We start from the raw sequence: 23,424 nt of genomic DNA, 5'->3' as shown, positions 1-23,424 counted from the left end.
AGCGCCGGCGCGGCTCGACGCGCGCCGGCCCAACAGAAGAGGCAGCTGATGCAATCTCCGTTTTTATCCTCTCTGCGCGCCGGGCTGTGGCTATTGTGCGCCTGGCCCCTGCTGGCGCAGGCCGGGCCGGCCGATGAGTTCGCGGCGGCCACTCGCGCGCAGCAGGCCAAACTGCTGCAGGCGTGGGCGGCCGAGCCGGACGCCGCGCGCCTGCCGTTGCTGCAGGGGCTGCAGCAGGAAACCGTGGCGATCGACGGGGCGAAACGCGCCTTTATCCGCCAGGGCGATCGCTATTTGCCGCTTGAAGGTGAGGCGGCCCCGGTTGGTGAACCGAAGAAGGTGTGGCTGAACAACCGGCTGCGCATTCTGATCGCCAACGCGTTGTCGGCGCAGCGGCTGGTCAGCGCGGATGCGGCGGTGCGGCTGCAGGCGGCGACCGCGCTGCAGCGCGAGGCGCAGGGCGAACAGTTGCCGCTGTTGACCCGGCGGCTGGGGCAGGAGAAAGACCCGCAGGTACGCGACGCGCTGAGCATTGCGCTGGCGAACCTGCAATTGACCGACGCCAGCCCGCAGGTGCGCTTCAATGCAGTGCGGCTGCTGGGGGAATCGGGCGAGCCGGAAACCCGCGCGCGGCTGCAAGCCTTGACCGACGCGGCCAATGAGCCGGACGCCGCGGTGCGCGCCGAGGCGCAGCGCAGCCTGCAGCGCGTGCAGCATCGCCTGATGATCGGCGATCTGCTCGGCCAGGCGTTCAGCGGCCTGTCGCTCGGTTCGATCCTGCTGCTGGCGGCGCTTGGTCTGGCGATCACCTACGGCCTGCTCGGCGTCATCAATATGGCGCATGGCGAAATGCTGATGCTCGGCGCCTATTCGGCCTATCTGGTGCAGGGGCTGTTTCAACAGTTTGCGCCGCAGTGGCTGGCGCTCTATCCGCTGGCGGCGCTGCCGGTGGCGTTCGCCATCACCGCCGGGATCGGCATGGCGCTGGAACGCACGGTGATCCGCCACCTGTACGGCCGGCCGCTGGAAACCCTGCTGGCCACCTGGGGCATCAGTCTGGTGCTGATCCAGCTGGTGCGGGTGCTGTTCGGCGCGCAGAACGTCGAGGTCGCCAACCCGGCGTGGCTGTCGGGCGGCGTGCAGCTGTTGCCGAACCTGGTGTTGCCGTGGAACCGCATCGCGGTGATCGCGTTCGTGCTGCTGGTGCTGGCGTTGACCTGGCTGTTGCTGAACAAGACCCGGCTCGGCATGAACGTGCGCGCGGTGACGCAAAACCGCGCGATGGCCGCCTGCTGCGGCGTGCCCACCGGGCGGGTGGACATGCTGGCCTTCGGGCTGGGTTCCGGCATCGCCGGGCTCGGCGGGGTGGCGCTGTCGCAGTTGGGCAACGTCGGGCCGGAGCTGGGGCAAGGTTACATCATCGATTCGTTCCTGGTGGTGGTGCTCGGCGGCGTCGGCCAACTGGCGGGGACGGTGGCGGCGGCTTTCGGCCTCGGCATCGTCAATAAGATCCTCGAACCGCAGATCGGCGCCGTGTTGGGCAAGATCCTGATCCTGGTGCTGATCGTTCTGTTTATTCAAAAGCGTCCGCAGGGGCTGTTCGCCCTCAAGGGCAGGGTGATTGACTGATGAGCCAACCATTGACCGTAACCGGCGTGCAGAAAGCGCCCCGGCTGGCGTTGAGCATCGGCGCGCTGGCGTTGCTGGCGCTGTTGGTGATGCCGTTCTTGACGCTGTTGCCGGCGGATCATCCGCTGGCGGTGTCCACCTATACCCTGACGCTGGCGGGCAAGATCCTGTGCTACGCGGTGGTGGCGGTGGCGCTCGATCTGGTGTGGGGCTATGCCGGGCTGCTGTCGCTCGGCCACGGGCTATTCTTCGCGCTCGGCGGCTACGCCATGGGCATGTACCTGATGCGGCAGGCGGCGGGCGACGGGCTGCCGGCATTTATGGCGTTCCTCTCCTGGAATGAGCTGCCGTGGTTCTGGAGCGGCACCCAGCATTTCGCCTGGGCGCTGTGCCTGATCGTGCTGGTGCCGGGCCTGCTGGCCTTCCTGTTCGGCTACTTCGCCTTTCGCTCGAAAATCAAAGGGGTGTATTTCTCGATCATGACCCAGGCGCTGACCTATGCCGGCATGCTGCTGTTCTTTCGCAACGAAACCGGCTTCGGCGGCAATAACGGCTTTACCGGTTTCACCACGCTGCTCGGCTTTCCCATCACCGCCGCCGGCACGCGGGTGGCGCTGTTTCTGGCGACGGTGCTGCTGCTGGCCGCCAGCCTGGCCATCGGCTTTGCCCTGGCGCGCAGCAAGTTCGGCCGGGTGCTGACCGCGGTGCGCGATGCGGAAAACCGCCTGACCTTCTGCGGCTACGATCCGAAGGGCTTCAAGCTGTTCGTCTGGACGCTGTCGGCGGTGCTGTGCGGGCTGGCCGGCGCGCTCTATGTGCCGCAGGTCGGCATCATCAACCCCGGCGAAATGTCGCCGACCAACTCGATCGAGGCCGCCATTTGGGTAGCCCTCGGCGGGCGCGGCACGCTGGTGGGGCCGCTGCTCGGCGCCGGCATCGTCAACGGCGCCAAGAGCTGGTTCACCATGGCCATTCCCGAATACTGGCAGTTCTTCCTCGGCCTGATGTTTATCGTCGTCACGCTGTTTCTCCCGAAAGGGGTGATCGGCCTGCTGCGGCGGAGGAAAAGCTTATGAAGGCGATGCAAGTGACCGACGAACTGTTTACCCATCCGCTGCCGGCGGACAAATACCGGCAGCAAACCGATCCGGTGCTGCAGCTCGACAACGTCAACGTCAGCTTCGACGGTTTTCGCGCGCTGACCGATCTGTCGTTGTGCATTGGCGTCGGCGAACTGCGCTGCGTGATCGGCCCCAACGGCGCCGGCAAGACCACGCTGATGGATGTGATCACCGGCAAGACCCGGCCGGACAGCGGCAGGGTGTTTTACGACCAGACCGTCGATCTGACTCGGCTGGCGCCGATGCAGATCGCCCACGCCGGCATTGGCCGCAAGTTTCAAAAACCGACGGTGTTCGAGGCGCTGACGGTGTTCGAAAATCTGGAGATCGCCCAGAAAACCCGCAAGTCGGTGTGGGCCTGCCTGCGCGCTCGCCTGAGCAGCGAGCAGCGCGACCGCATCGACGAGATGCTGAAGACCCTGCGGCTGGGGCATGAGCGCCACCGGCCCGCCGGGCTGCTGTCCCACGGGCAGAAACAGTTTCTCGAGATCGGCATGCTGCTGGTGCAGGAACCGCACCTGCTGCTGCTCGACGAGCCGGCGGCCGGCATGACCGACGCCGAAACCGACTATACCGCCGAACTGTTCCGCGAGCTGGCGGGCAAGCATTCGCTGATGGTGGTGGAGCACGACATGGGGTTTGTGGAAACCATTGCCGATCGCGTGACGGTGCTGCATCAGGGACAGGTGCTGGCGGAAGGATCGCTGGCGCAGGTGCAGGCCGATGAACGGGTGATTGAGGTATATCTGGGGCGCTGAGGAGGCGTAATCATGCTGCAGGTAGAGGAATTGAATCAGTTTTACGGCGGCAGCCACATTTTGCGCGGCCTGTCGTTCGAGGCGCGCATCGGCGAGGTGACCTGCCTGCTGGGGCGCAACGGCGTGGGCAAGACCACGTTGCTGAAATGCCTGATGGGGCTGATCCCGGCGCGCAGCGGCAGCGTCCGTTGGCAGGGCGAAGCCATCACCGGTAAAAAGCCGCATCAGCGGGTGCAGGCGGGCATCGCCTATGTGCCGCAGGGGCGGGAAATCTTCCCGCGTCTGACGGTGGAGGAAAATCTGCTGATGGGGCTGGCGCGCTTTTCCGGCGCCGACGCGCGCGCGGTGCCGGATCCGATCTATGACCTGTTTCCGGTGCTGCGGCAGATGAAGGATCGGCGCGGCGGCGATCTCTCCGGCGGGCAGCAACAGCAGCTGGCGATCGGCCGGGCGCTGGCCTGCCGGCCGCAGCTGTTGATTCTCGACGAACCGACGGAAGGGATCCAGCCTTCGGTGATCAAGGAGATCGGCGCAGTGGTCAAACAGCTGGCGGCGCGCGGCGATATGGCGATCCTGCTGGTGGAGCAGTTCTATGACTTCGCCGCCGATCTGGCGGACAGCTATCTGGTGATGTCGCGCGGCAGCATCGTGCAGCGCGGCGCCGGCAGCAATATGGAACAGGACGGCGTACGCGCGCTGGTGGCGATTTGAACGAAAAAATGGGAGCCGCATGTCTGAAAGTCGTGCCGTTGTTTTTCCTTGCTGATGTTATGGATTAATCTAAAAGGCGTTCTTTATTAATCCCTTGCCATGGATAGCTAACATCATCATGAATGAAATCACTGTGTCACGCCTCGGTTGCATCGTCCTGTCCCTGTTTCCGGCCCTGTGGGGGTTGTTCAGTCTGTTGAACAATACGGCGGATTTCGCCGGCACCGCGCGCAATGCGGTGGGGCCGCTGCTCGCCATGCAGGATACTTATCAAACGCCGGGGCTGATGTGGCGCGCGATCAGCGCCGACTGGGCCTGCATGTTGGGGTTGGCGGTCATCACCGCGCTGGAAACGCTGGCCGGCCTATTCGCGGCGGCGGGCGTGGCGCTGATGATCGGGCGATTGAAAGGCCCTTACGCCGCCTTCGCCAAGGGCAAAGCCTGGGCGATGTTGGGGGCGCTTTGCGCGATCGCGGTGTGGGGCGTCGGCTTTATGGTGGTCGCCGGCGACTGGTTTATGGCCTGGCAGGCCAAGAAGGATCCGTTGGCGGTGCAGCTGGGGGCGCTGATCTATCTGGCGCCCAATGCGTTTGCCTTGCTGTTCCTGATGCTGCAGCGGGAGCCGCGTTAACGAAGGCGGAGTGGGGCGCGGTTACAGCGCCTTGCTCATATACCAGATGCCTATCGAGCCCTGGGCGCTGGTGTAGCAGGTCTCGCCACACATGCTCAATCCCTGGCGCTGATAAAAACGTTGGGCGCGGGTGTTGCGTTGCAGCACCTCCAGCCACAGCGTTTTTTGCCGACGGTCGATAGCCCGCTGCTGCACCTGTTCGAACAGGTGCTGGCCAAAGCCGTTGCCGGCATGGCCCGGCAGGAAATAGATTTTCTGCAGCTCTGCGCCGATTTGTTCGGTTGGTGCCAGCAGGCTGTCGAAGTTCACCCGCGCATAGCCGACCAGGGCATCATTCTCATAGGCCAACAGCCAGCACACGTCCGGCTGGCGCAGCGTCCGTTCCAGCGCGGAGACGGAAAAATCCTCGGCCAGAAAGGCCTCCAGCTCGTGCGGGTAGTGCCACAGCTCACCGAAGTGCGAACGATAGGTGCTGATGCCGATATCGCGCACCTGGGTTAAATCTTCTACCAATGCCTGACGGACGGTGAACATCTGTGCCCCTTTGAGTAAGAAGAATTACAGCCGTTGTTCCAGATGCCGGTGGGGCACCATCGCCTGATGCAGAATGGCAAGAACGGTGATGCCGGCAGGGCGGCTGCGGTAATAGATCCTATGGCTGGCGTAAGGAAAACTGCGTATCTCTTCGCCCAGATCGTGAAAGTGGGCCTTACCCGCTTCCGGCATATCCGCCAGATGATGCATGACCTCTCTCAACTGCTCAAGATAGCGGCGAGATTGCGCTTGGCCCCAGTGCTCGACGGTGAAATGGCGAATAGCCAGCAGATCTTGTTGCGCCTGCGGGGTGAGGCGAAACGCGGGCATCTCAGTCGGTTTCATCGGTGAGCAGACGGTTGAAGAAGGCATCGCCGTCTACCGCCTTACCGGCGTCTTCCTCGGCGGTAGCCTGCGCGATTTTTTGCTGCAGCGCGCGTAATTTGAGATCTTCCAGCGTCTGGTAATCTTCTACTGACATGACGACGGCGACCGGTTTGCCGTTGCGATTGATTTGCACCGGTTCACGCTGCGCCTTGAGCAGCAAATCGCCGAATTGGGTTTTGGCCTCGTTCGCGGTGAGTGCGTACATTTAATCGCTCCAGTTAATTAAATCGTTCGATTCAATCATTATACGGCGCGATGAAAAAATCACCAATGTTATTCCGGCGGGCAGGTTTCGTTGGACAGATGCCGCGGCGTTTCGCGGCGAAAACCCAGGCCGATGATGCGGCCGAACAGGCGCGGCAGCCAGCGGCTGTTGCCGACGCGGGCGATCAGGCGCGAGCCGCCGGCGGCGCGGCGCTGACCCGGCTTACGCTGACTCATTTTGATCTGCAAAAACTGGATGGCGCGAGTGGGGAATTCGCGCCGGCGCTGCACGCTCAGCAGATGCTTCAGCTGCAGCCGATGCTGGCGCAGCGGCGGGATCAGGGCGTTGGCGGCGGCCACCGCGTCCTGAATCGCCAGGTTGACGCCCACGCCGCCGATCGGCGACATGGCGTGCGCGGCGTCGCCGATGCACAGCACCCCCGGTTTGGCCCAGCGATCCAGACGATCAATGCGAATGCTCAGCAGTTTGACCTGATCCCACTCGACGATCTCCTGCAGGCGATCGTCCTGGAACGGCGCCACCTCGGCGAGGTGCAGTAAAAATTTCTCCAGCCCGCTGCGGCGGATCGCGTCGAAGCTGCCTTTATCGATCGAGTAACCGCACTGCCAGTAGTCGCCGCGATCGATCATGATGAAGTTCTGTTTCGGCCCGGTGTGGCCCATCGACCAGGCCGGATCGCCCGGCTGCTTGCTGAGCTTCATCCACAAGACGTCGCGCGGCGCGCCGAAGGATCGGCTGCTGAGCGCCGCCTGTTCGCGCACCACCGAGTTGCGGCCGTCGGTGCCGACCACCAACTGGCTGCGCACGCGGATCGGGCCTTCCGGCGTATCGGCCAGCACGCCGCACACCTGGCCGCGGTCGTACAGCAGCTCATGAACCTGCGTTGAGGTCAGCAGCCTGAAGTTGGGGAAGGCGGCGGTCTGCTGGGCCAAAAAGTTGAGGAACTCCCACTGCGGCATAAAGGCGATAAATTTGCAGCGCGTCGGTAGGCGGCTGAAATCCGCCAGTTTGATGTCGCGGCCGGCGACTTCGGCGTGCAGAGATTCCGCGCGCTGATGCGGCAGCGTCAGCAGTTCGTCGAGCAGACCCAGCTGATGCATGACTTCCAGCGTCGACGGGTGAATGGTGTCACCGCGAAAATCGCGCAGGAAATCGGCGTGCTTCTCCAGCACCGTCACGTCGATCCCCGCCCGCGCCAGCAGATAGCCGAGCATCAGCCCGGCGGGGCCGCCTCCCACGATGCAGCAGGTGGTGGCGTAAGGTGTGATTGGTGATGACGACATGACGGTTGACCCCGGAGAGCGGCCCGCATCCCGCGAGCCGCAAGTGAATGTTTAATGTTGATAATGATTATCAATATCAAGTTTGACTGTCAACCCGCGGCGCAGTGTGGTCAAAGGGGGCGGACAGATGGCCGACGCGGAACAGCTGGCCGTTTTGCGGCCGTGCCTGCGGCGGTTCACGCCATAAATCCAGCCGCACTAACCGCCACTCGGCGGGGTCGAACGCCACGATGGAGGCCAGCGCGCCGGGCGCCGCCTGCTGTTGCCGACGCAGCGCAGGGAGATCGCTGTAGGGGATGATGGCCTGTTCCTGACAGGTTGCCCAGGCGGCCTCGGCCAGATGAGGGCGATCGAAATGCGTCAGCCACGGCAGCCAATGATTGACGCGCGGCCAGCCGAACGCCTGGCTGAGGCCTCTGAAACCTTCGCCGGTCAGGAAATCGTTCATGCCGGCGCTGCTGTTCCACAGGTAGAAGGGAGCGTAGAGATTTTCGGCGCTGCCTTCGCTGCGCTGCGCGTACAGATAGGCTTTGACGATCAGCTGCGGGCAGGCGTCGAGCCGATGGCCGAAATCGGCGATGCGGCGGCGGACGATCGCCATGTCGTAATCGGCGGGCAGGGTGAAACGGTATTGCATCGCGAGCATAAGGATTCTCCGCAAAGACATTGACCGGGAGAGCGTGACACGCCATCTTTATCAGTAAAATCGGTATTATTTTGATTGATGGTTCAGAAAATCAGGATGGTCAGCATGGGGCGAATCACGTTCGATCTCGAGGATTTGCGCAGCTTCGTCACCGGCGTCGAGCTGGGCAGCTTCGCCAAGGCGGCGGAACGGCTGGGGCGTTCGACGTCGGCGGTCAGCGCTCACCTGAAAAAGCTGGAGCAGCAGGTCAGCGCGCCGATCCTGCGCAAGGCCGGACGCGGCATGGTGATGACCGAGGCGGGGGAAACCCTGCTCGGTTACGCGCGCCGCCTGCTGGAGCTCAATGACGAAGCCGCCGCCGCGGTGCGCGGGTTGGATCTGCAGGGCACGGTGCGGCTGGGGCTGCAGGAAGATTTCGGCGAGACGTTTCTGCCGCAGGTGTTGGGCAGCTTCGCGCGCGCCAATCCGAAGGTGCGCATCGAGGCGCGCATCGCCCGCAATGCCGAGCTGATCGACTGGGTGCTGAAAGGCCAGCTGGATCTGTCGCTGGCGTGGGACGGCGGTTTGAGCACGCCGTTTCATCAGGCGCTGGGGCAGCGGCAGTTGCACTGGATCGCGTCGCCCGGCTTCGCGCTGGCGCCGTGGCGAGAAGGGGACGAACCCTTGCCGTTGGTGATGTTCGACGCACCCTGTCTGATGCGCAGCGCGGCGACGCAGGCGTTGGATCGCGCCGGCATTCCCTGGCGCATCGCCTTTACCAGCCGCAGCCTGAACGGCGTTTGGGCGGCGGTGAGCGCCGGGTTGGGCGTCACGGTGCGCACGGCGGCGGGTTTGCCGCCCGGCCTGTCACCGTTGGCGCCCGAACTGCTGCCCGTTCTCGGCCAGCTCGGCGTGGTGCTGCACCGCGCCGAGGATCAGCCCTCGGCGGCCGTGCAGCGGCTGGCGCAGATCGTGGTCGAGCGGATCGAAACCTAATCTTTGGCGATGGGCTGTTTGCCGCTCAGCTGGCCCCATTCGCTCCAGGCGCCGTCATACAGTTTGACCTGCGGGGCGCCGAGCGACAGCAGGCCGAACGCCAGCACCGCCGCCGTCACGCCGGAGCCGCAGCTGGTGATGATCGGGCCGTTGATATCCACGCCCTTGTCGCTGAAGGTTTGGCGCAGCGCCTCCAGCGATTTGAAGCGGCCGTTTTCCAGCAGCTCGCCGTACGGAATGTTGATGCTGCCGGGAATGTGGCCGCGGTGCAGGCCGGGGCGCGGCTCCGGCGCTTCGGCATAAAAGCGCGGCGCGGCGCGCGCGTCGAGAATTTGCACCGGCGTGCCTAACGCCTGTTCCACTTGCCGCATATCCACCACCGCGTCGGCGTTGAACCGGGCGTTGAACGCCTGCGGTTCAGGCTGCGCCGGGCCGGTGGCCAGCGCCTGGCCCTGCGCTGTCCAGCCGTTCAGCCCTTCGTCCAGTACGTAAACATGCTGGGCGCCGAAATTGCGGAAGGTCCACCAGCCGCGCGGCGCGGAGAACTGGTTACCCTCATCGTAAATCACCAGGGTATCGCGCTCGCTGATGCCCAGCTTGCCCACCGCCGCGCCAAACTCCGCCGCCGTCGGCAGCATGTGCGGCAGCGCGGTGTTTTTGTCCGCCACTTCGTCGATGTCGAAATAGACCGCGCCGGGGATATGGCCGCGTTCGAACTCGGCAAGCATGTCCTTTTTCGGCGTTAGCCCCACCGGCGACATCCGGACGTCGATCACCACCAGATTTTCATCGTTGATATGTTGCGCAAGCCATTGAGGGGTCACCAGAAACGGAGAGTTCATCGTTATTGTTCGCCTGTTGTGAAAACGGATTTTCACTATACACCAGGCCGCGCGGGGATGAAGTATGATGTTCAGTCAAAGGCAATGGGCAGGGAGCGGAAAAATCATGACGGACGAGGCGTTTGGCGGGGCCAAGATCGCGCTGCTGTGCGATGGTTTCCTGCTGGTTTACCAACGGGACGATAAACCGGGCATTCCGTGGCCCGGCCTGTGGGATCTGCCCGGCGGCGGGCGGGAGTACGGCGAAACGCCGCTGCAGTGCGTGCAGCGGGAGACGCAGGAAGAGTTCGGCGTGGCGATCGCCGAACGTCAGGTTGTCTGGCGGCGGCGCTACGACGGCATTTTGCCCGGCTATCCGCCGACCTGGTTCATGGCCGGGATGATCACTCCGGCGCAGATCGCCGCCATACGTTTCGGCGACGAGGGGCAGCGTTGGCGGATGATGCCGGTGGAGCAGTTTATTCACCATCCGCAGGGTATCGAACACCTGCGCCGCCGGGTGGCGGAGTATTGGCGGCAGGGCGGTTAACCCCGTTGTTCAGGATGCCGCCAGCCGGTTGATCTGCGCCGGTTCGATGATGCGCAGCGCGCTTTCCCGTCGCGCCACCGCCAGCATCGCCCGCCCGATTCGTTCGGTGCTGCTTACCCGGGCGGGAAACAGCCGCAATGCGCCGAGCCACAGCGGCTTGAACAGCCGATAGGCCAGATCGTAGAGGCGGGTTTTGGAGCGAATGCCGTGCAGCGGCACAATGGCGCCGGGACGGAACATTACCGCGTGGAACGGCAGCGCCAGCAGCGCGTTTTCGGTGGCGCCCTTGACCCTGGCCCACATGCTGCGGCCGCGTTCGCTGCTGTCGGTGCCGAGGCCGGAGACGTAGACGAAGACCATCGACGGATTCAGCGTCGCCAACGGGCGGGCGGCGGCCAGCGTCAGATCGTAAGTCACCGCGCGATATTCAGCTTCACTCAGGCCGGAGGACGAAATCCCCAGGCAGAAGAAGCAGGCGTCGTAGCCGGCGAACTGCGGCTCCAGCGCCGACAGATCACGCAGATCGGGTACAGAAAGCTGGCGCAGTTTGGCGTGGCTCTGGGCCAACGGGCTTCGGCCGATGCTGAGCACTTCGCTGACGCGCGGATCGTGCAGGCATTCCCGCAGCGCGCCCTGGCCCACCATGCCGCTGGCGCCGAAAATAATCACTTTCATGCTCTGTTCTCCCACTGGCCGGCGGCGCGCTGCGTGCGCCAGCGGCTGGGCGTCAGCGTTTCCCACTGAATAAAGGCGCGGCTGAACGAATTCAGCTCTTCGAATCCCAGCACAAAGGCGATTTCGCCCGGTTCAAGGTCGGTTTCCGCCAACAGCCGGCAGGCGGTGCGGTGGCGGGTTTTGTCCAACAATTGCTGGTAGCTGTAGCCGTGCTGTTGCAAGCGGCGCTGCAGCGTGCGCGGGCTGAGATAGAGTTCAGCGGCCACGCTGTTGACGCTGGGGCGCTGGCCGCGCATGCTGCGGCTGAGGATCGCCATCACCTGCGTGGGCAGATCGTGCGCCGGCTGCGATTTGGCCAGTTCCGCCTCCAGCCCCGGCAGCAATACGGCCAGCATGTCCTGATTGTAAGTGATGAACGGTTGGTCTATCAGCGCGCGGTCAAACACCAGCACGTCCTGCGGGGCGTTGAATGTCACCGGGCAGCCGAAATAGCGCGCCAGCGGCGAGGCGGCGTCCGGCCGCCGGGTCAATTCGATCGCCTGCGGCTGCAGGGGCAAGCCGGTGCCGCGCCGACACAGGGCCGTGATGGCGGCGAACATGGCGTCGATCAGCAGCGCCGGCGCGTGGCCCTCGCTCATGATCCAGCGCGTATGCAAGCGGATGCTGTCGCCGTCTTCTTCCAGCATCAGCTCTTCCGGGCAAACCAGTCGTTTATAGCGCGCCACCTTTTGCAACGCTTCGCCCAGCGTGGCGGAATGCAACGCGGCGACCAACGCAATGTCATAGTGTTCCGGCGCCGCCTCGCCGCCCAGGCGCAGGCCGAAGGCGGGATCGTCGTTCAACTGCGGCAGACTGCGCCAAAGAGAGAAGAACTGTTGCGTAGTGAGTTTAATCTTGTCGCGCCGTTCGCCGAACAGCCCGGCGGGCAACCCGGCCAATCGGCCGAGCTGCTCGATATCGACGCCCTGCGCCGCCAGGTGTACCGCCAGTGCGCCGGAAACCGGAATTTGATCGCTGCTCAATGCGGGCTCCTTAGGGTTTTCCCGTCACCACCGCCGCCATCGCGGCGTGATCCGGCGAGCTGTCGTCGTGGTCGGTGCTCAGGCTGAGAGTGCGAAACGCGGCGTCCTCCGCCTGGCGTTCTGCCAACACCTGCGCCGCCATATGCACCGCGTCGCTGCCGAGCAGCAGGCGTAGCGGAGGGGCTTCCAGCGCCGCCAGCTGCAGGATCGCCTGCGCCGCCTTGGCCGGATCGCCGGTTTGGCTGCCGTTATGCTGCTGCAGGAAGGCCAGCATTGGCCCCAGCGTCGGCTGATAGGCTTCGCCGATCGGCGCAATGGTCATTGAAGAACCGGCCCAGTCGGTGCGGAAGCCGCCGGGTTCGACCATCGTCACCTTGACGCCGAAGGGAGCCATCTCTTTGGCCAATGATTCGGAGAACCCTTCGACCGCCCACTTGGCGGTATGGTAGGCGCTGAGGCCGGCAATGCCGAGGCGAGCGCCGATGGTGGCGATCTGGATGATATGGCCGCTGCCCTGCAGGCGTAATATCGGCAGCGCCGCGCGGGTGACGTTGAACACGCCGAAGAAGTTGGTTTCGAGCTGCGCGCGAAAATCGGTTTCATCGGCTTCCTCCACCGGTGCGATATTGCCGTAGCCGGCGTTGTTGACCAGCACGTCCAGCCGACCGAAGCGTTCAATCGCCGTGCGCACCGCGCGTTCGGCGGCGGCGGTGTCGGTGACGTCGAGCGCGATCGTGGCGACCCGATCGCCGTAGCGTTCCACCAGCGGCTGCAGCTGTTGCGGCTGACGGGCAGTGGCGACCAGACGGTGCCCGGCGGCCAACACCGCCTGCGCCAGCTGTTGGCCCAGGCCGCGGGAACTGCCGGTGATTAACCATACCTGTGACTGAGACATCATGACCTTCCTGATTGCGAGTGGGTGTGATGCCACTTTAGAGCGACGGGCAGCGCAGCGATAATCCGATCGCGTCAAGATTTAATCCGATTGCGCCAAACTGTCGGCCGGCATCAGCCGCTGGATGGTGGCGCCGACCTTCTGCACTGCCAGCTCGATCTCTGTCGTCAGCGTCGGCGCATAGTTGATGCGCAGGCAGTTGCGGTACTTGCCGGCGGCGGAAAAGATGCTGCCGACGGCGATTTGTACGCCTTGCTGTTCAAGATGGCGGTTCAGCCGCAGGGTGTCGAACGCTTCGTCCAGTTCGATCCACAGCATAAAACCGCCGCGCGGCCGGCTGACGCGGGTGCCGGCCGGGAAGTGTTTCAGGATAAGATCGGTCATGCGGTCGCGGTTCTGCTGGTAGCGTGCGCGCATGCGCCGCAGGTGCTGCAGGTAATGCCCGCCGCGGATAAATTCGGCGATCGCCAGCTGCGGCTGGGTGGCGGTGGCGCCGGAGCCGATGAACTTCATGTGCAGCACCCGTTCCAGGTAGCGGCCGGGCGCGATCCAGCCCACGCGCAGCCCCGGCGCCAGCGTTTTGGAAAACGAGCTGCACAGCAGCACGCGGCCGTCGTCGTCGAATGACTTGATGGTGCGCGGCCGCGGGTAGTGATAGGCGATGTCGCCGTAGACATCGTCTTCGATGATCGCCGCGTCGTGACGCTGCGCCAGCGTCAGCAGCCGCTGTTTGTGGGCGTCGGGCATGATGTAGCCCAGCGGATTATTGCAGTTGGGCGTCAGCAGGATGGCCTTGACCGGCCACTGTTCCAGCGCCATCTCCAGCGCGGCCAGGCTGACGCCGGTGAGCGGATCGGTGGGGATTTCCAGCGCCTTGATGCCCAGACCCTTCAGCGTCTGCATGGTGCCGTGGAAGCAGGGCGAATCGACCGCCACGATGTCGCCGGGTTGGCAAACGGCGCGCAGTCCGGCGGAGATTGCTTCCTGACAACCGGTGGTGATCAGCAGCTGATCGGGGCCGATTTGGCAGCCGGAGTCCAGCAGCAGACGGGCGACCTGTTCGCGCAGCGCGGCCACGCCCTGAATGCTGTCGTAATACAGGCTGCGCAGGTCGCCGTGGCGGGCGGCGTTGCGCAGGGCGACGATCAGCGGCTTCATCGTCGGTTCGGCGATATCCGGCATGCCGCGCCCCAGCTGGATCAGGCCTTCGCGCGGCCGGCTGCGCACCAGTTCCAGCACCTGCTCCCATTGCGAAATGTCCACCGGCCGCTGCACTGGCGCCGTCATGGCGGGCAGCTCGGCTTGCGCGCGCCGCGTATGCACGAAGTAGCCCGACTTCGGCCGTGCTTCCACCAGGCGCTGTTCCTCGAGCAACCGGTAGGCTTGCTGCACCGTGCTGATGCTGACGCCGTGCTCCTGGCTCAACGCGCGCACCGAAGGCAGGCGATGGCCGGCCGGATACAACCCTTGCTGAATGCGTTGGCTGAGAATGGCGGCCAGCGTGGCGTAGCGTGTCATACAGAGGCCTCTCATCGGGGGTAAGGATTAAAAAAACCGGTACAGATACGTTCAAAATAAACCATTCAGCGGGTTTTTTGGCGCAGCTGTATGAAAAAAATAGCGCCAGCGTGAATCTGTATTGTTTTTTGCCTGGCGCGCATCATCACTACCAGGCGAAAACATCAGGGGGGATAATAAAATGGCTCTGTTTGATGGCATGACGATGTGGCGACGGGTAGGCTGGTCACGCTGGCGTTGGTATTTGTTGCGTCGCAGAACGCGCAGAGAGTTACTGCTGCTGAACGACAGGCAGCTGGCGGATATCGGCCTGACGCGGGCGGAGGCCTGGAGGGAAGGGTATAAACCGTTCTGGAGAGAATAAGGAAAGTCAATGCTGAAATTATTGGGTAAAGCCTCATCGATCAACGTGCGCAAGGTGTTATGGACCTGTCAGGAGTTGGGGCTGACGCTGGAACGGGAGGACTGGGGCAGCGGTTATCGCTCCACGCAGGAGCCGGCGTTTTTGGCGCTGAATCCCAACGGCCTGGTGCCGGTGCTGATCGACGGCGAGCGGGTGCTGTGGGAGTCGAATACCATTTGCCGCTATCTGGCGGGGCGGGAAGGGCGGCAAGATCTGCTGCCGCAGGCACCCGGCGCGCGCGCGGCGGTGGAGATGTGGATGGACTGGCAGGCCACCGATCTGAACGGCGCCTGGCGCTACGTGTTTATGTCGCGGGTGCGTGGGCATGCGGATTATCAGGATGCCGCCAGCCTGGCAGCCGCCGAGCGCGAATGGAACCGGCTGATGGGCTTGTTGGACGCACATCTGGCGCAGCACGGCCCTTATGCCGCCGGCGCCGCCTTCACGCTGGCGGACGTGGTGCTGGGGCTGTCGCTGAACCGCTGGCTGATGACGCCGTTCGAGCGGCCGCATTATGCGGCGCTGGCGGCCTATCAGCAGCGTCTGTTGCAACGCCCTGGCTACGTGCAGCACGGTGCTAACGGTTTACCGTGATATGAAATAAACGGTTCATTTTATCTTGTCCGGATACGCCCCGCCGTGTCCGGACTTTCCTCATTACATCATCCCGTCAACGTTTCATGAACGGCATCACGAATATGAACTTTATTTTCCTGTGTGCTTGTTATTGAAATTTATATTCCATATAAACCCGTTATCAACCGGCGCGTTTCATTGAGCGACGCCTGGTTCTACGCAGAGTTTTGGTCACGGGAGAAAATGATGAAACAGGTACGCGTTGGGTTAATCGGCACCGGTTATATCGGGCGTTGTCACGCTATCGCCTATGCGCAGGCCGCCACGGTCTTTCCTCTGAAAGGGGACCTGGTGCTGGAGATGCTGGCGGAAGTGACGCCCGAGCTGGCGGCGCAGCGCGCCGCCGAATTCGGCTTTGCGCGCTCGACCGGCGACTGGCGGCAGCTGGTGGCCGATCCGGCGATCGATGTGGTGGACATCTGCGCCCCCAACTTTTTGCATAAAGAGATGGCGCTGGCGGCGATCCGCCACGGCAAGCACGTGTATTCGGAAAAGCCGCTGGCGCTGGACGCCGCCGACGCGGCGGAGATGGTGCAGGCCGCGCGCGCCAAGGGGGTGAAAACGCTGGTCGGTTTTAACTACATGAAAAACCCCACCAGCCAACTGGCGCGCGAAATTATCGCCAACGGCGAAATCGGCGAGGTGGTGCATTTTTACGGCACCCACAATGAGGATTATCTGGCCGATCCGCGCACGCCGATCGACTGGCACTGCCGCCGCGCCAGCGCCGGATTAGGCGCGCTCGGGGATCTGGCGGCGCACATCGTCAATATGGCGCACTACCTGGTGGGCGATATCGTGGCGGTTTCCGGCGATATGCAGACCGTGATCAAACAGCGCCCGGATCCGCAGGACCCGACGCGCCTGCACCCGGTGGAAAACGAAGATCAGGCCAGTGCGTTGCTGCGTTTCGCCGGCGGCGCGATGGGCACTATCGAAACGTCGCGCATTGCCTGCGGGCGCAAGATGGGGTTGACCTATGTGGTTACCGGCACCAAAGGCACGCTGAGTTATACCCAGGAACGGATGGCGGAGCTGAAGCTGTATCGGCACGATGAACCGGCGGAGCGGCAGGGGTTCAAGACGTTGCTGGTGGGGCCGAAGCACCCGGACTATGCGGCGTTTTGCATCAGCGCCGGGCACGGCATTGGTTTTAACGATCAGAAGACGGTGGAGATCCGCGATCTGGTCAACGGCATCGCCGCGGGCGATCGCATGTGGCCGGACTTTGAAGAGGGCTGGAAGGTGTCGTGCGTGCTGGACGCGATAGCCGCCTCCGCCGAACAGCGGCGCTGGCTGGAGATCAACCGCGATTGAAAATGAAATGGCGCTCTCCCGTGGACAGCGCCATTAATTTATTATGTTGCCAGCTTAATAGCTTATTAAGTTAACTTTATAATAAGTTATTGGCTTGATAACTTAGAACGAGAAACACGAACAGCCGAACGCGCCCCAGAAGGCATTCTCGTCCGACACCGGGATGCTGGAGCGGCGCGCGATGTCATGCTGGTGTGCATGCACGCCGCACGGGCCGCAGCATTGATGCGCCTGGCTCACTACCCCGACGCGGGCCGCCGCCGACGGCGGTGCGGAGCGGTAATGGCCCGGCACCTGGGTGACCGGCGACCACTCCGGCAGCACCGGCAGCGGCGGCGGCGCCAGCGGCGAGAAGCTGCCGGCGGCGTAGACCACTTTGCCGTCCACCACCGTCATCACCGACTCGATGCCTTTGATCTGCTCTTCCGGCACGCTGAAATAGTCCTGCGACAGCACCGCCAAATCCGCCAGTTGGCCGACCTTGATCTGGCCTTTCTTGCCCTGCTCGGTGGAGAACCAGGCGCTGCCTTGCGTCCACAGCATCAGCGCCGTTTCTCGATCCAGCCGCGCGCTGTCGTCGTACATCGCCATGCCGCCGACGGTGCGGCCGGAGACCAGCCAGTACAGCGCCGTCCACGGGTTGTAGCTGGCGACGCGGGTGGCGTCGGTGCCCAGCCCGACCGGCAGCTCGGCCGCCAGCATTTTCGCCACCGGCGGCGTATGTTTGGTGGCTTCGATGCCGTAACGGTCGGCGAAATACTCCCCCTGGAACGCCATGCGGTGCTGCACCGCAATGCCGCCGCCCAGCGCCTTGACGCGCTCGATATTGCGCTCGGTAATGGTTTCGGCGTGGTCGAACAGCCAGTGCAGCCCGTTGAACGGAATGTCGCGGTTCACCTTCTCGAACACGTCCAGCATGCGGCTGATGGATTCGTCATAGGTGGCGTGCAGGCGGAACGGCCAGCGGTGCTCGACCAGATGGCGCACCACCCGCTCCAGTTCGTCTTCGGTGCCCGGCGGCAGATCCGGGCGCGGCTGCAGGAAGTCTTCGAAGTCGGCGGCGGAAAACACCAGCATCTCGCCGGCGCCGTTGTGGCGATAGAAGTCGGTGCCCTGGCCCGGCTTGAGCATGTCGGTCCACAGCTCGAAGTCTTCCAGCTCCTGTTTAGGCCGCTGGGTGAACAGGTTATAGGCGATGCGGATGGTCAGCTGCTTTTTCTCGTGCAGCTCGGCGATCACCTGATAATCCTCCGGGTAGTTCTGGAAGCCGCCGCCGGCGTCGATGGCGCTGGTGAGACCGAGGCGGTTCAGCTCACGCATAAACTGGCGGGTGGAGTTGACCTGCTGCTCCAGCGGCAGCTTCGGCCCTTTCGCCAGCGTGGCGTACAGGATCATGGCGTTGGGTTTGGCGATCAGCATGCCGGTCGGGTTGCCGTTGGCGTCGCGCTGGATCTCGCCGCCCGGCGGGTTCGGCGTGTCTTTGGTGTAGCCGACCACCTTCAACGCCGCACGGTTGAGCAGCGCGCGATCGTAGAGATGCAGAATAAATACCGGCGTGTCCGGCGCCGCCTGGTTGATTTCGTCCAGCGTCGGCATGCGGCGCTCGGCGAACTGGAATTCGGTCCAGCCGCCGACCACCCGCACCCATTGCGGGCTCGGGGTGCGCAGCGCCTGTTCTTTCAACATGCGCAGCGCGTCGGCCAGCGAGGGCACGCCTTCCCAGCGCAGCTCCAGGTTATAGTTCAGGCCGCCGCGGATCAGGTGCAGGTGCGAGTCGTTCAGGCCGGGAATGGCGGTGTGGCCGTGCAGATCGATCACCTGGGTTTCCGGCCCGGCGTGCTGCATGACTTCGCTTTCGCTGCCGACCGCCAGAAACTTGCCGTCGCGGATGGCGACCGCTTGCGCGGTGGGGTGTTGGCGGTCAACGGTGTGAAACTTGCCGTTGGTGATGATCAATGAAGCGTGGTGGTTCATAACATTCTCCCGGCGAACCGCCTAGCGGCGGGTCAGCCATTGATGAAAAACGCGAGTCACGATAGGCATCCACAGGTACACCACCAGGGCGACCACGGTGGCGTCATTGAGAAAATGGCCGAGCAGCGAGCCGTCCAGCTGCGGCAGCACCCGTCCCCAAAACCAGGGCACCAGATTGGTGGATGGAAAGATCACCAGCAGGGTGATGATGAATTGCTTCCACTGGGGCGGCTGGCGCACGCTGGGGTTGGGCGGGGTAAACCAGAACTCTGCGCCGGGGCGGATCTCGATATGGTCGTTCTCCAGCAACAGCGGAGTGACTTCTTCGATGTATTGCTTGCGCTGCGGCGAGTTGAGCCAGCGGTAGAGATTGTCGAGATTGTCGAAGCGGACCAGCACCGTATAGGCCTGTTCGTCGCCGGAAGGGCGAATCACGTTGACGCCTAAATGGCCGGTGAAGCCTGCGGCGTCGGGCATGATGCGGTTCAGCCAGGCCTCATAGGCCTGTTCGTTCCCCGGTGCCAAACGGTGGGTGATCACCAGCGTGACATGCTGCGGATGGGCCATAAAACCGACTCCTGAAAATACCCCGGCGCGAGGCCGGGGCAAGGGGAATTATTTCACCGTGCGGGCCGGTGCGTGGTGCACCATGGTGTAAGCGTAGTCGACGCCCATGCCGTACGCGCCGCTGTGTTCGCGCACCAGCGCCATCACCGCGTCGTAGGTATCTTTGCGCGCCCAGTCGCGTTGGTACTCCAGCAGCACCTGCTGCCAGGTCACCGGTACGGCGCCGGCCTGCACCATGCGGTCGATCGAACGTTCGTGCGCATCGACGGAGGTGCCGCCGGAGGTGTCGGTCACCACATACACTTCATAGCCGGCTTCCAGCGCCATCAGCGCCGGGAAGGTCAGGCACACCTCGGTCCACAGCGCGGAGATCACCAGCTTTTTACGGCCGGTGGCTTCCACGGCTTTAACGAAGGCCGCGTCTTCCCAGGAGTTCATCGAGGTGCGTTCAATCGGGGTGATTTCAGGGTGTACCGCCAGCAGTTCCGGCCAGATATAGCCGCTGAAGCTTTCGGTTTCGACCGAGGTGAAAAGGGTGGGAACGTTGAAAATCTTGCCTGCCTTCGCCAAACCAACAACGTTGTTTTTCAGTTGCTGACGATCAATATTAGCCACGCCGAAGGCCATTTGTGGTTGATGATCGATAAAAATCAGTGCGGAATTGTCTTTATCAAGCAGTTGAAACTTGGACATAATTTACCTTCCCAGTGATATTTCGGTTGAACATCTGATGAGTGTAACGCCGATAAAACCCATGGTAGGCAGAGGGCGATTTCAAAGATACCGCAGAATTTTTGCCGACTTGTTGAGTTTTTTTATACACGGGAGAAAGCATGAGATTAAACCTGGAAGCGCTGCTGATTTTGGACGCGCTGGACCGGCACGGATCTTTCGCCGCCGCGGCCGCCGCACTGTTTAAAACCCCTTCGGCACTGAGCTATATGGTGCAAAAGCTGGAGAACGATCTCGACATCACCCTGCTCGATCGCTCCGGGCATCGGGCGAAGTTCACCGATACCGGCAAGTTGATGCTGGAAAAGGGGCGGGTGCTGCTGCGGGCGGCGCAGGATCTGGAGCAGCAGGCGCGCTATGTCGAAAACGGCTGGGAAAGCGAAATCACGCTCGGGATTGACGCCTCTTTCCCGTTTGCCCGCCTGTTGCCGCTGATCGACGAGTTCTATCGGCAGCATCACCATACCCGGCTGCGTTTCAGCCACGAAGTGCTGGCCGGCTCCTGGGAGTCGCTGGTTTACGGCTGCGCCGACATTATCATCGGCGCCATCTGCGAGCCGCCGTCACGGGTGGGCTATGCGTTCAGCAGGCTGGGGCAGCTGGATTACGTGTTCGCCGTCGCGCCGCAGCATCCGCTGGCGGCATTGCCGGAACCCTTGCCGAAGGACGAAATCCGTCAGCACCGGGCGGTGGTGGTGCGCGACACTTCGCGCGTCAACGCGCCGCAGAGCCTGAATCTGCTGGAAGAGCAGGATACGCTGACGGTCTTCGGTTTCGACGCCAAGCTGCAGGCGCAGCTGGCCGGGCTGGGCTGCGGCTATCTGCCGCGTTCTTTGGCGGAACCTTACCTGAACAGCGGCGAACTGGTGGCGAAACGCGTTGAATCGGAACGCTGCAGCGACATCGCCTATTTCGGTTGGCGGGAAAGCGCCAGCGGCCTGGCGGCCAAATGGTGGCGCGAACGGCTGCAGCGCTACGCGGACGACGGCGAGGCCTACCCGGCGGCGCAGTGAGGGCCGCTCGATAAGGATAAATCCCCCAATAAGGACATCGGGAATGAAAAAGACACTAAGCCTGTTGGCGTTGTTGCTGCTGAGCGGCTGCGGCGCCGGGCGTGAGGCCGGCATACCGTTGCCGCAGGCCCCGGCACTGGCCGCAACGCAGCTCAGTTACCCGGAGCGGGTGCATAACGCGGTGAGCCGCGAGCTGCGCTTGCCGGAACATGCGCACGGTCAGCGTTGTACCCTCGCTATCCGTTTGCAGCCGGACGGCAAGCTGGCGAGCAGCAAGATCGTAAGAGGCGATGCGCCCCTGTGCGCAGCGGCGAGCGCTGCGGTGCAGCGCGCGCAGCTTCCGCCGATGGCCAGCGCTACCGAATACGCGCTGTTCAACGCCGTGGTGCTCGATTTCGTTCCCTGAAGGGATATGACCGACGGGCCGTCTGCGCGGCCAATGCTTGTCAGTTAGCGTTTTTTTGAAGTACTCGTGACGTTTTCGGTCGATAAATGAGAGGTGCATCATGAGGCTCCTGCACCTCGACCGAGCCAGGGGCCGAAAGGCGCGGCCCCTGGCAACCCGCGCCTTTGCCCTATCAGACGGTTGGCTTTGCCAACGTTACTCAGCCCATCCCTGGGCCTCGCCCCTTCGGGGCCGCTGCAAGCAGCGTTCAAATCTGCTCCAGGCAGATTTGTCCTCTCTCCGCCATACCGCATTGAGGCCGGTTGCGACAGGCGTCCCTGCCTGTCTCACCTGAAACCGCCGTCCATGGCGGTTTCGCCTAATGCGCTATGCCTGCGTTCGGCGTCTTCAAGGGCGTCCAATACCGTGCTCATCTCCGATTCGTCTTCTTTGCGATATATGGGTTGCCCGGTAGCTGCCAGCTCGGGTGTTGACCTTTGGCGCGCATCACCGGCTGCCGAGCAAGACAGCGTTGTCAGGGGCAACCGGCCAGGGAAGGCCGGTTGAGGCGAGACTAACAGGGACGTTTGTCGTAGCCGACCCGCCCGACAATGCAGACGCGGCGAGGGCATCCGCACAGCGGACAGACGGTGTTAAGCGAAGGCGCGGGTGGAGGGGCCGCGCCTTCGGCCCCTCCAATTGCCGTTCATTGTAGTAACACAGAAATGCGGAACATTTACGGCAATTCAGGCTACACAAAACACACAAAGATGGGATAAAAAATGCCAGTCAGGTTTAACTGGCTGATATTACCGCCTGCGCGGCCCGTTTTTTCGCTTTGCCGCGTACGCAACCCGCTGAATTTTCACTTAGCTTTGCCATTTTCGTTATTTTGAACGCCGGTACGGCTCACGGATACTGGGGGAAAATCCCCAACCGCGAGCCGCAGCATGTCCCACGCCCACTATTTGCACCCTGAACAACGCGACCGCATCCGGCGGCTTCATCGGCGCTGGCACTGGCGGCTGGAGTTGCCCACCTGGGGGATCATGGCGGCAGTGTACGGCGGCTGGTTCGGCGTGGCGCATTATTGGCAGGCGCTGGGCCCGTGGCTTGGCGCGCCGCTGCTGATCCTGCTGACCACCGGGTATATGTCGCTGCAACACGAGCTGATCCACGGCCATCCGACGCGCTGGCCGCGCGTCAATCAGCTATTCGGCCTGTTGCCGCTGGCGGTGTGGTATCCCTACGGGCTGTATCGGGATTCGCATCTGCGCCACCACCGCAACGACCACCTGACCGATCCGCATGAAGATCCCGAAAGTTACTACTTCAGCGCCGCACAGTGGCGGCGTTATCCCCGCCTGCTGCCGCGGCTGGCCGCGGTGCGCAATACGCTGATCGGCCGGGTGCTCCTCGGCCCGGCGCTGGATATCGTCACCACGCTGTTCGGCGCAGTGAAGACGCTTGCAGCGGGCGATCTGCGCGCCTGGGCGATGTGGCTGGCGCATCTGTCGCTGCTGGCGGCGCTGCTGCACTGGCTGCAGATGCAGGGCATCGGCACGGCGTTTTACCTGTTGGCCATCAGCTACCCGGCGCTGGCGCTGACCAAGGTAAGATCGTTTTTTGAGCATCGCGCCGTGGACGCACCGCAGGCACGTTCTATTATTAATGAGGCGGGCTGGCCGTGGCGGCTGCTGTTTCTCAATCTGAACTACCATTTAGTGCATCACGATTTGCCCGGCTTGCCCTGGTATGGCCTGCGCGAAGTCTATCTGGCGGAACGCGAGGCGTATCAGCGCCGCAGCCAGGGATTCGTCGCGCAGGGTTATGGCGAGTGGCTGCGCGATTACGCACTGACGCCGATCGACGTCGGCGTGCATCCGCTGAGCGCCTGCGAGCGGCGGGAGGAACGCGGCGCCCGGCCGAAGAAAAAACTTATTGCGCGCTGGAAGCGCGTTTCTCAGGATTTTCCAACCGAACTGGCCCATGAGCCGGAAAACATATAACCAGAG

General features: G+C 63.2%; 26 protein-coding genes. 13 read left to right on the top strand and 13 right to left on the bottom strand.

Going from position 1 to position 23,424, the window contains the following annotated elements; translation table 11 throughout:
- The first annotated feature begins 48 nt into the window (after nt 1-48).
- The 5 genes from urtB to ACMGF9_RS16655 all read left to right on the top strand — a co-directional run bounded on the left by urtB (nt 49) and on the right by ACMGF9_RS16655 (nt 4,850).
- Nucleotides 49-1,629, top strand: coding sequence for an urea ABC transporter permease subunit UrtB (urtB, locus tag ACMGF9_RS16675; RefSeq protein WP_118892316.1), 1,581 nt, complete (start codon nt 49-51; stop codon nt 1,627-1,629).
- Entirely contained in the window at nt 1,629-2,705 is a 1,077-nt protein-coding gene (urtC, locus tag ACMGF9_RS16670) for an urea ABC transporter permease subunit UrtC (RefSeq protein ID WP_015377101.1), read from the top strand. Before urtB ends, urtC begins: the two co-directional genes overlap by 1 nt.
- Nucleotides 2,702-3,508, top strand: a complete 807-nt coding sequence (gene urtD / locus ACMGF9_RS16665) for an urea ABC transporter ATP-binding protein UrtD (protein ID WP_414160326.1) — start codon at nt 2,702-2,704, stop codon at nt 3,506-3,508. Before urtC ends, urtD begins: the two co-directional genes overlap by 4 nt.
- A gap of 12 nt (nt 3,509-3,520) precedes the next feature.
- The gene (gene urtE / locus ACMGF9_RS16660) at nt 3,521-4,219 is read left to right on the top strand and encodes an urea ABC transporter ATP-binding subunit UrtE (protein WP_021503947.1); all 699 of its coding nucleotides are present in this window, start codon (nt 3,521-3,523) and stop codon (nt 4,217-4,219) included.
- Between the two features lie 118 nt (nt 4,220-4,337).
- Nucleotides 4,338-4,850 carry a DUF2165 family protein gene (locus tag ACMGF9_RS16655; RefSeq protein WP_414160325.1) on the top strand — a complete coding sequence of 171 codons (513 nt, stop codon included), beginning with the start codon at nt 4,338-4,340 and terminating at the stop codon, nt 4,848-4,850.
- A gap of 21 nt (nt 4,851-4,871) precedes the next feature.
- Here ACMGF9_RS16655 and ACMGF9_RS16650 read toward each other — a convergent pair whose 3' ends face one another.
- From ACMGF9_RS16650 to ACMGF9_RS16630, 5 genes are all read right to left on the bottom strand, one after another.
- A complete protein-coding gene (locus ACMGF9_RS16650) occupies nt 4,872-5,384 on the bottom strand; it encodes a GNAT family N-acetyltransferase (protein WP_099982641.1) in 513 nt (170 codons plus the stop codon).
- A gap of 24 nt (nt 5,385-5,408) precedes the next feature.
- Nucleotides 5,409-5,756 carry a type II toxin-antitoxin system RelE/ParE family toxin gene (locus ACMGF9_RS16645; RefSeq protein ID WP_015377105.1) on the bottom strand — a complete coding sequence of 116 codons (348 nt, stop codon included), beginning with the start codon at nt 5,754-5,756 and terminating at the stop codon, nt 5,409-5,411.
- A complete protein-coding gene (locus ACMGF9_RS16640; protein WP_021503943.1) occupies nt 5,716-5,976 on the bottom strand; it encodes a type II toxin-antitoxin system Phd/YefM family antitoxin in 261 nt (86 codons plus the stop codon). Before ACMGF9_RS16640 ends, ACMGF9_RS16645 begins: the two co-directional genes overlap by 41 nt.
- Nucleotides 5,977-6,044: 68 nt before the next feature.
- On the bottom strand, nt 6,045-7,280 hold the full coding sequence (locus tag ACMGF9_RS16635) for an FAD-dependent oxidoreductase (RefSeq protein WP_118892314.1): 1,236 nt from the start codon (nt 7,278-7,280) through the stop codon (nt 6,045-6,047).
- A gap of 76 nt (nt 7,281-7,356) precedes the next feature.
- Nucleotides 7,357-7,926, bottom strand: a complete 570-nt coding sequence (locus tag ACMGF9_RS16630) for a DUF4865 family protein (RefSeq protein WP_126180900.1) — start codon at nt 7,924-7,926, stop codon at nt 7,357-7,359.
- A 105-nt stretch (nt 7,927-8,031) separates the two neighbouring features.
- Here ACMGF9_RS16630 and ACMGF9_RS16625 point away from each other — a divergent pair, with 105 nt between their 5' ends.
- Nucleotides 8,032-8,901: a LysR substrate-binding domain-containing protein gene (locus ACMGF9_RS16625; protein ID WP_118892312.1), complete on the top strand. Its 870-nt coding sequence runs from the start codon at nt 8,032-8,034 to the stop codon at nt 8,899-8,901.
- On the opposite strand, the gene sseA is transcribed toward ACMGF9_RS16625, so the two are convergent.
- Complete coding sequence (gene sseA, locus ACMGF9_RS16620; protein WP_015377110.1) at nt 8,898-9,743, bottom strand: 3-mercaptopyruvate sulfurtransferase; 846 nt, start codon at nt 9,741-9,743, stop codon at nt 8,898-8,900. The two genes, ACMGF9_RS16625 and sseA, sit on opposite strands and share 4 nt — an antisense overlap.
- 106 nt (nt 9,744-9,849) lie before the next feature.
- On the opposite strand from sseA, the gene ACMGF9_RS16615 reads away from it, so the two are divergent.
- Complete coding sequence (locus ACMGF9_RS16615) at nt 9,850-10,272, top strand: NUDIX hydrolase (RefSeq protein WP_044031671.1); 423 nt, start codon at nt 9,850-9,852, stop codon at nt 10,270-10,272.
- A 9-nt stretch (nt 10,273-10,281) separates the two neighbouring features.
- Here the strand turns inward: ACMGF9_RS16615 and ACMGF9_RS16610 are convergent, their stop codons facing one another.
- The 4 genes from ACMGF9_RS16610 to ACMGF9_RS16595 form a co-directional block, all read right to left on the bottom strand.
- Entirely contained in the window at nt 10,282-10,947 is a 666-nt protein-coding gene (locus ACMGF9_RS16610; RefSeq protein ID WP_118892311.1) for an epimerase, read from the bottom strand.
- Nucleotides 10,944-11,969, bottom strand: a complete 1,026-nt coding sequence (locus ACMGF9_RS16605; RefSeq protein WP_118892310.1) for an AraC family transcriptional regulator — start codon at nt 11,967-11,969, stop codon at nt 10,944-10,946. The genes ACMGF9_RS16610 and ACMGF9_RS16605 overlap by 4 nt, the downstream gene beginning before the upstream one ends.
- A 10-nt stretch (nt 11,970-11,979) precedes the next feature.
- Nucleotides 11,980-12,867, bottom strand: coding sequence for an oxidoreductase (locus ACMGF9_RS16600; RefSeq protein ID WP_240437448.1), 888 nt, complete (start codon nt 12,865-12,867; stop codon nt 11,980-11,982).
- A 78-nt stretch (nt 12,868-12,945) separates the two neighbouring features.
- Complete coding sequence (locus tag ACMGF9_RS16595) at nt 12,946-14,382, bottom strand: PLP-dependent aminotransferase family protein (protein ID WP_021503937.1); 1,437 nt, start codon at nt 14,380-14,382, stop codon at nt 12,946-12,948.
- A gap of 181 nt (nt 14,383-14,563) precedes the next feature.
- Between ACMGF9_RS16595 and ACMGF9_RS16590 the strand changes: the two genes are divergently transcribed.
- The 3 genes from ACMGF9_RS16590 to ACMGF9_RS16580 all read left to right on the top strand — a co-directional run bounded on the left by ACMGF9_RS16590 (nt 14,564) and on the right by ACMGF9_RS16580 (nt 16,738).
- Entirely contained in the window at nt 14,564-14,746 is a 183-nt protein-coding gene (locus ACMGF9_RS16590; protein WP_004939404.1) for a DUF1127 domain-containing protein, read from the top strand.
- A 9-nt stretch (nt 14,747-14,755) separates the two neighbouring features.
- Nucleotides 14,756-15,379, top strand: coding sequence for a glutathione S-transferase family protein (locus ACMGF9_RS16585; protein WP_004939402.1), 624 nt, complete (start codon nt 14,756-14,758; stop codon nt 15,377-15,379).
- Between the two features lie 228 nt (nt 15,380-15,607).
- Nucleotides 15,608-16,738 (top strand): Gfo/Idh/MocA family protein, encoded by a 1,131-nt coding sequence (locus tag ACMGF9_RS16580; RefSeq protein ID WP_015377116.1) that lies wholly within the window; start codon nt 15,608-15,610, stop codon nt 16,736-16,738.
- Between the two features lie 102 nt (nt 16,739-16,840).
- Here ACMGF9_RS16580 and ACMGF9_RS16575 read toward each other — a convergent pair whose 3' ends face one another.
- The 3 genes from ACMGF9_RS16575 to ACMGF9_RS16565 are packed head-to-tail and all read right to left on the bottom strand — an operon-like array spanning nt 16,841 to nt 19,972.
- Nucleotides 16,841-18,712: an amidohydrolase gene (locus ACMGF9_RS16575; protein ID WP_015377117.1), complete on the bottom strand. Its 1,872-nt coding sequence runs from the start codon at nt 18,710-18,712 to the stop codon at nt 16,841-16,843.
- 21 nt (nt 18,713-18,733) lie between these two features.
- The gene (locus tag ACMGF9_RS16570) at nt 18,734-19,279 is read right to left on the bottom strand and encodes an antibiotic biosynthesis monooxygenase (RefSeq protein ID WP_004939393.1); all 546 of its coding nucleotides are present in this window, start codon (nt 19,277-19,279) and stop codon (nt 18,734-18,736) included.
- A gap of 48 nt (nt 19,280-19,327) precedes the next feature.
- Nucleotides 19,328-19,972, bottom strand: a complete 645-nt coding sequence (locus ACMGF9_RS16565) for a hydrolase (protein ID WP_004939390.1) — start codon at nt 19,970-19,972, stop codon at nt 19,328-19,330.
- Between the two features lie 140 nt (nt 19,973-20,112).
- Between ACMGF9_RS16565 and ACMGF9_RS16560 the strand changes: the two genes are divergently transcribed.
- The 3 genes from ACMGF9_RS16560 (at nt 20,113) to ACMGF9_RS16550 (ending at nt 23,418) form a co-directional block, all read left to right on the top strand.
- Complete coding sequence (locus ACMGF9_RS16560; RefSeq protein WP_004939387.1) at nt 20,113-21,024, top strand: LysR substrate-binding domain-containing protein; 912 nt, start codon at nt 20,113-20,115, stop codon at nt 21,022-21,024.
- Nucleotides 21,025-21,067: 43 nt separating this feature from the next.
- Nucleotides 21,068-21,430 carry a cell envelope integrity TolA C-terminal domain-containing protein gene (locus ACMGF9_RS16555; RefSeq protein ID WP_075684837.1) on the top strand — a complete coding sequence of 121 codons (363 nt, stop codon included), beginning with the start codon at nt 21,068-21,070 and terminating at the stop codon, nt 21,428-21,430.
- A gap of 929 nt (nt 21,431-22,359) precedes the next feature.
- Nucleotides 22,360-23,418: a fatty acid desaturase gene (locus ACMGF9_RS16550; protein WP_118892307.1), complete on the top strand. Its 1,059-nt coding sequence runs from the start codon at nt 22,360-22,362 to the stop codon at nt 23,416-23,418.
- Nucleotides 23,419-23,424: the final 6 nt, after the last annotated feature.

The sequence above is a fragment of the Serratia sp. BNK-23 genome (assembly GCF_047456145.1).
Classification (GTDB): domain Bacteria; phylum Pseudomonadota; class Gammaproteobacteria; order Enterobacterales; family Enterobacteriaceae; genus Serratia; species Serratia nematodiphila.
This window is presented reverse-complemented; position numbering and strand designations above follow the sequence as displayed.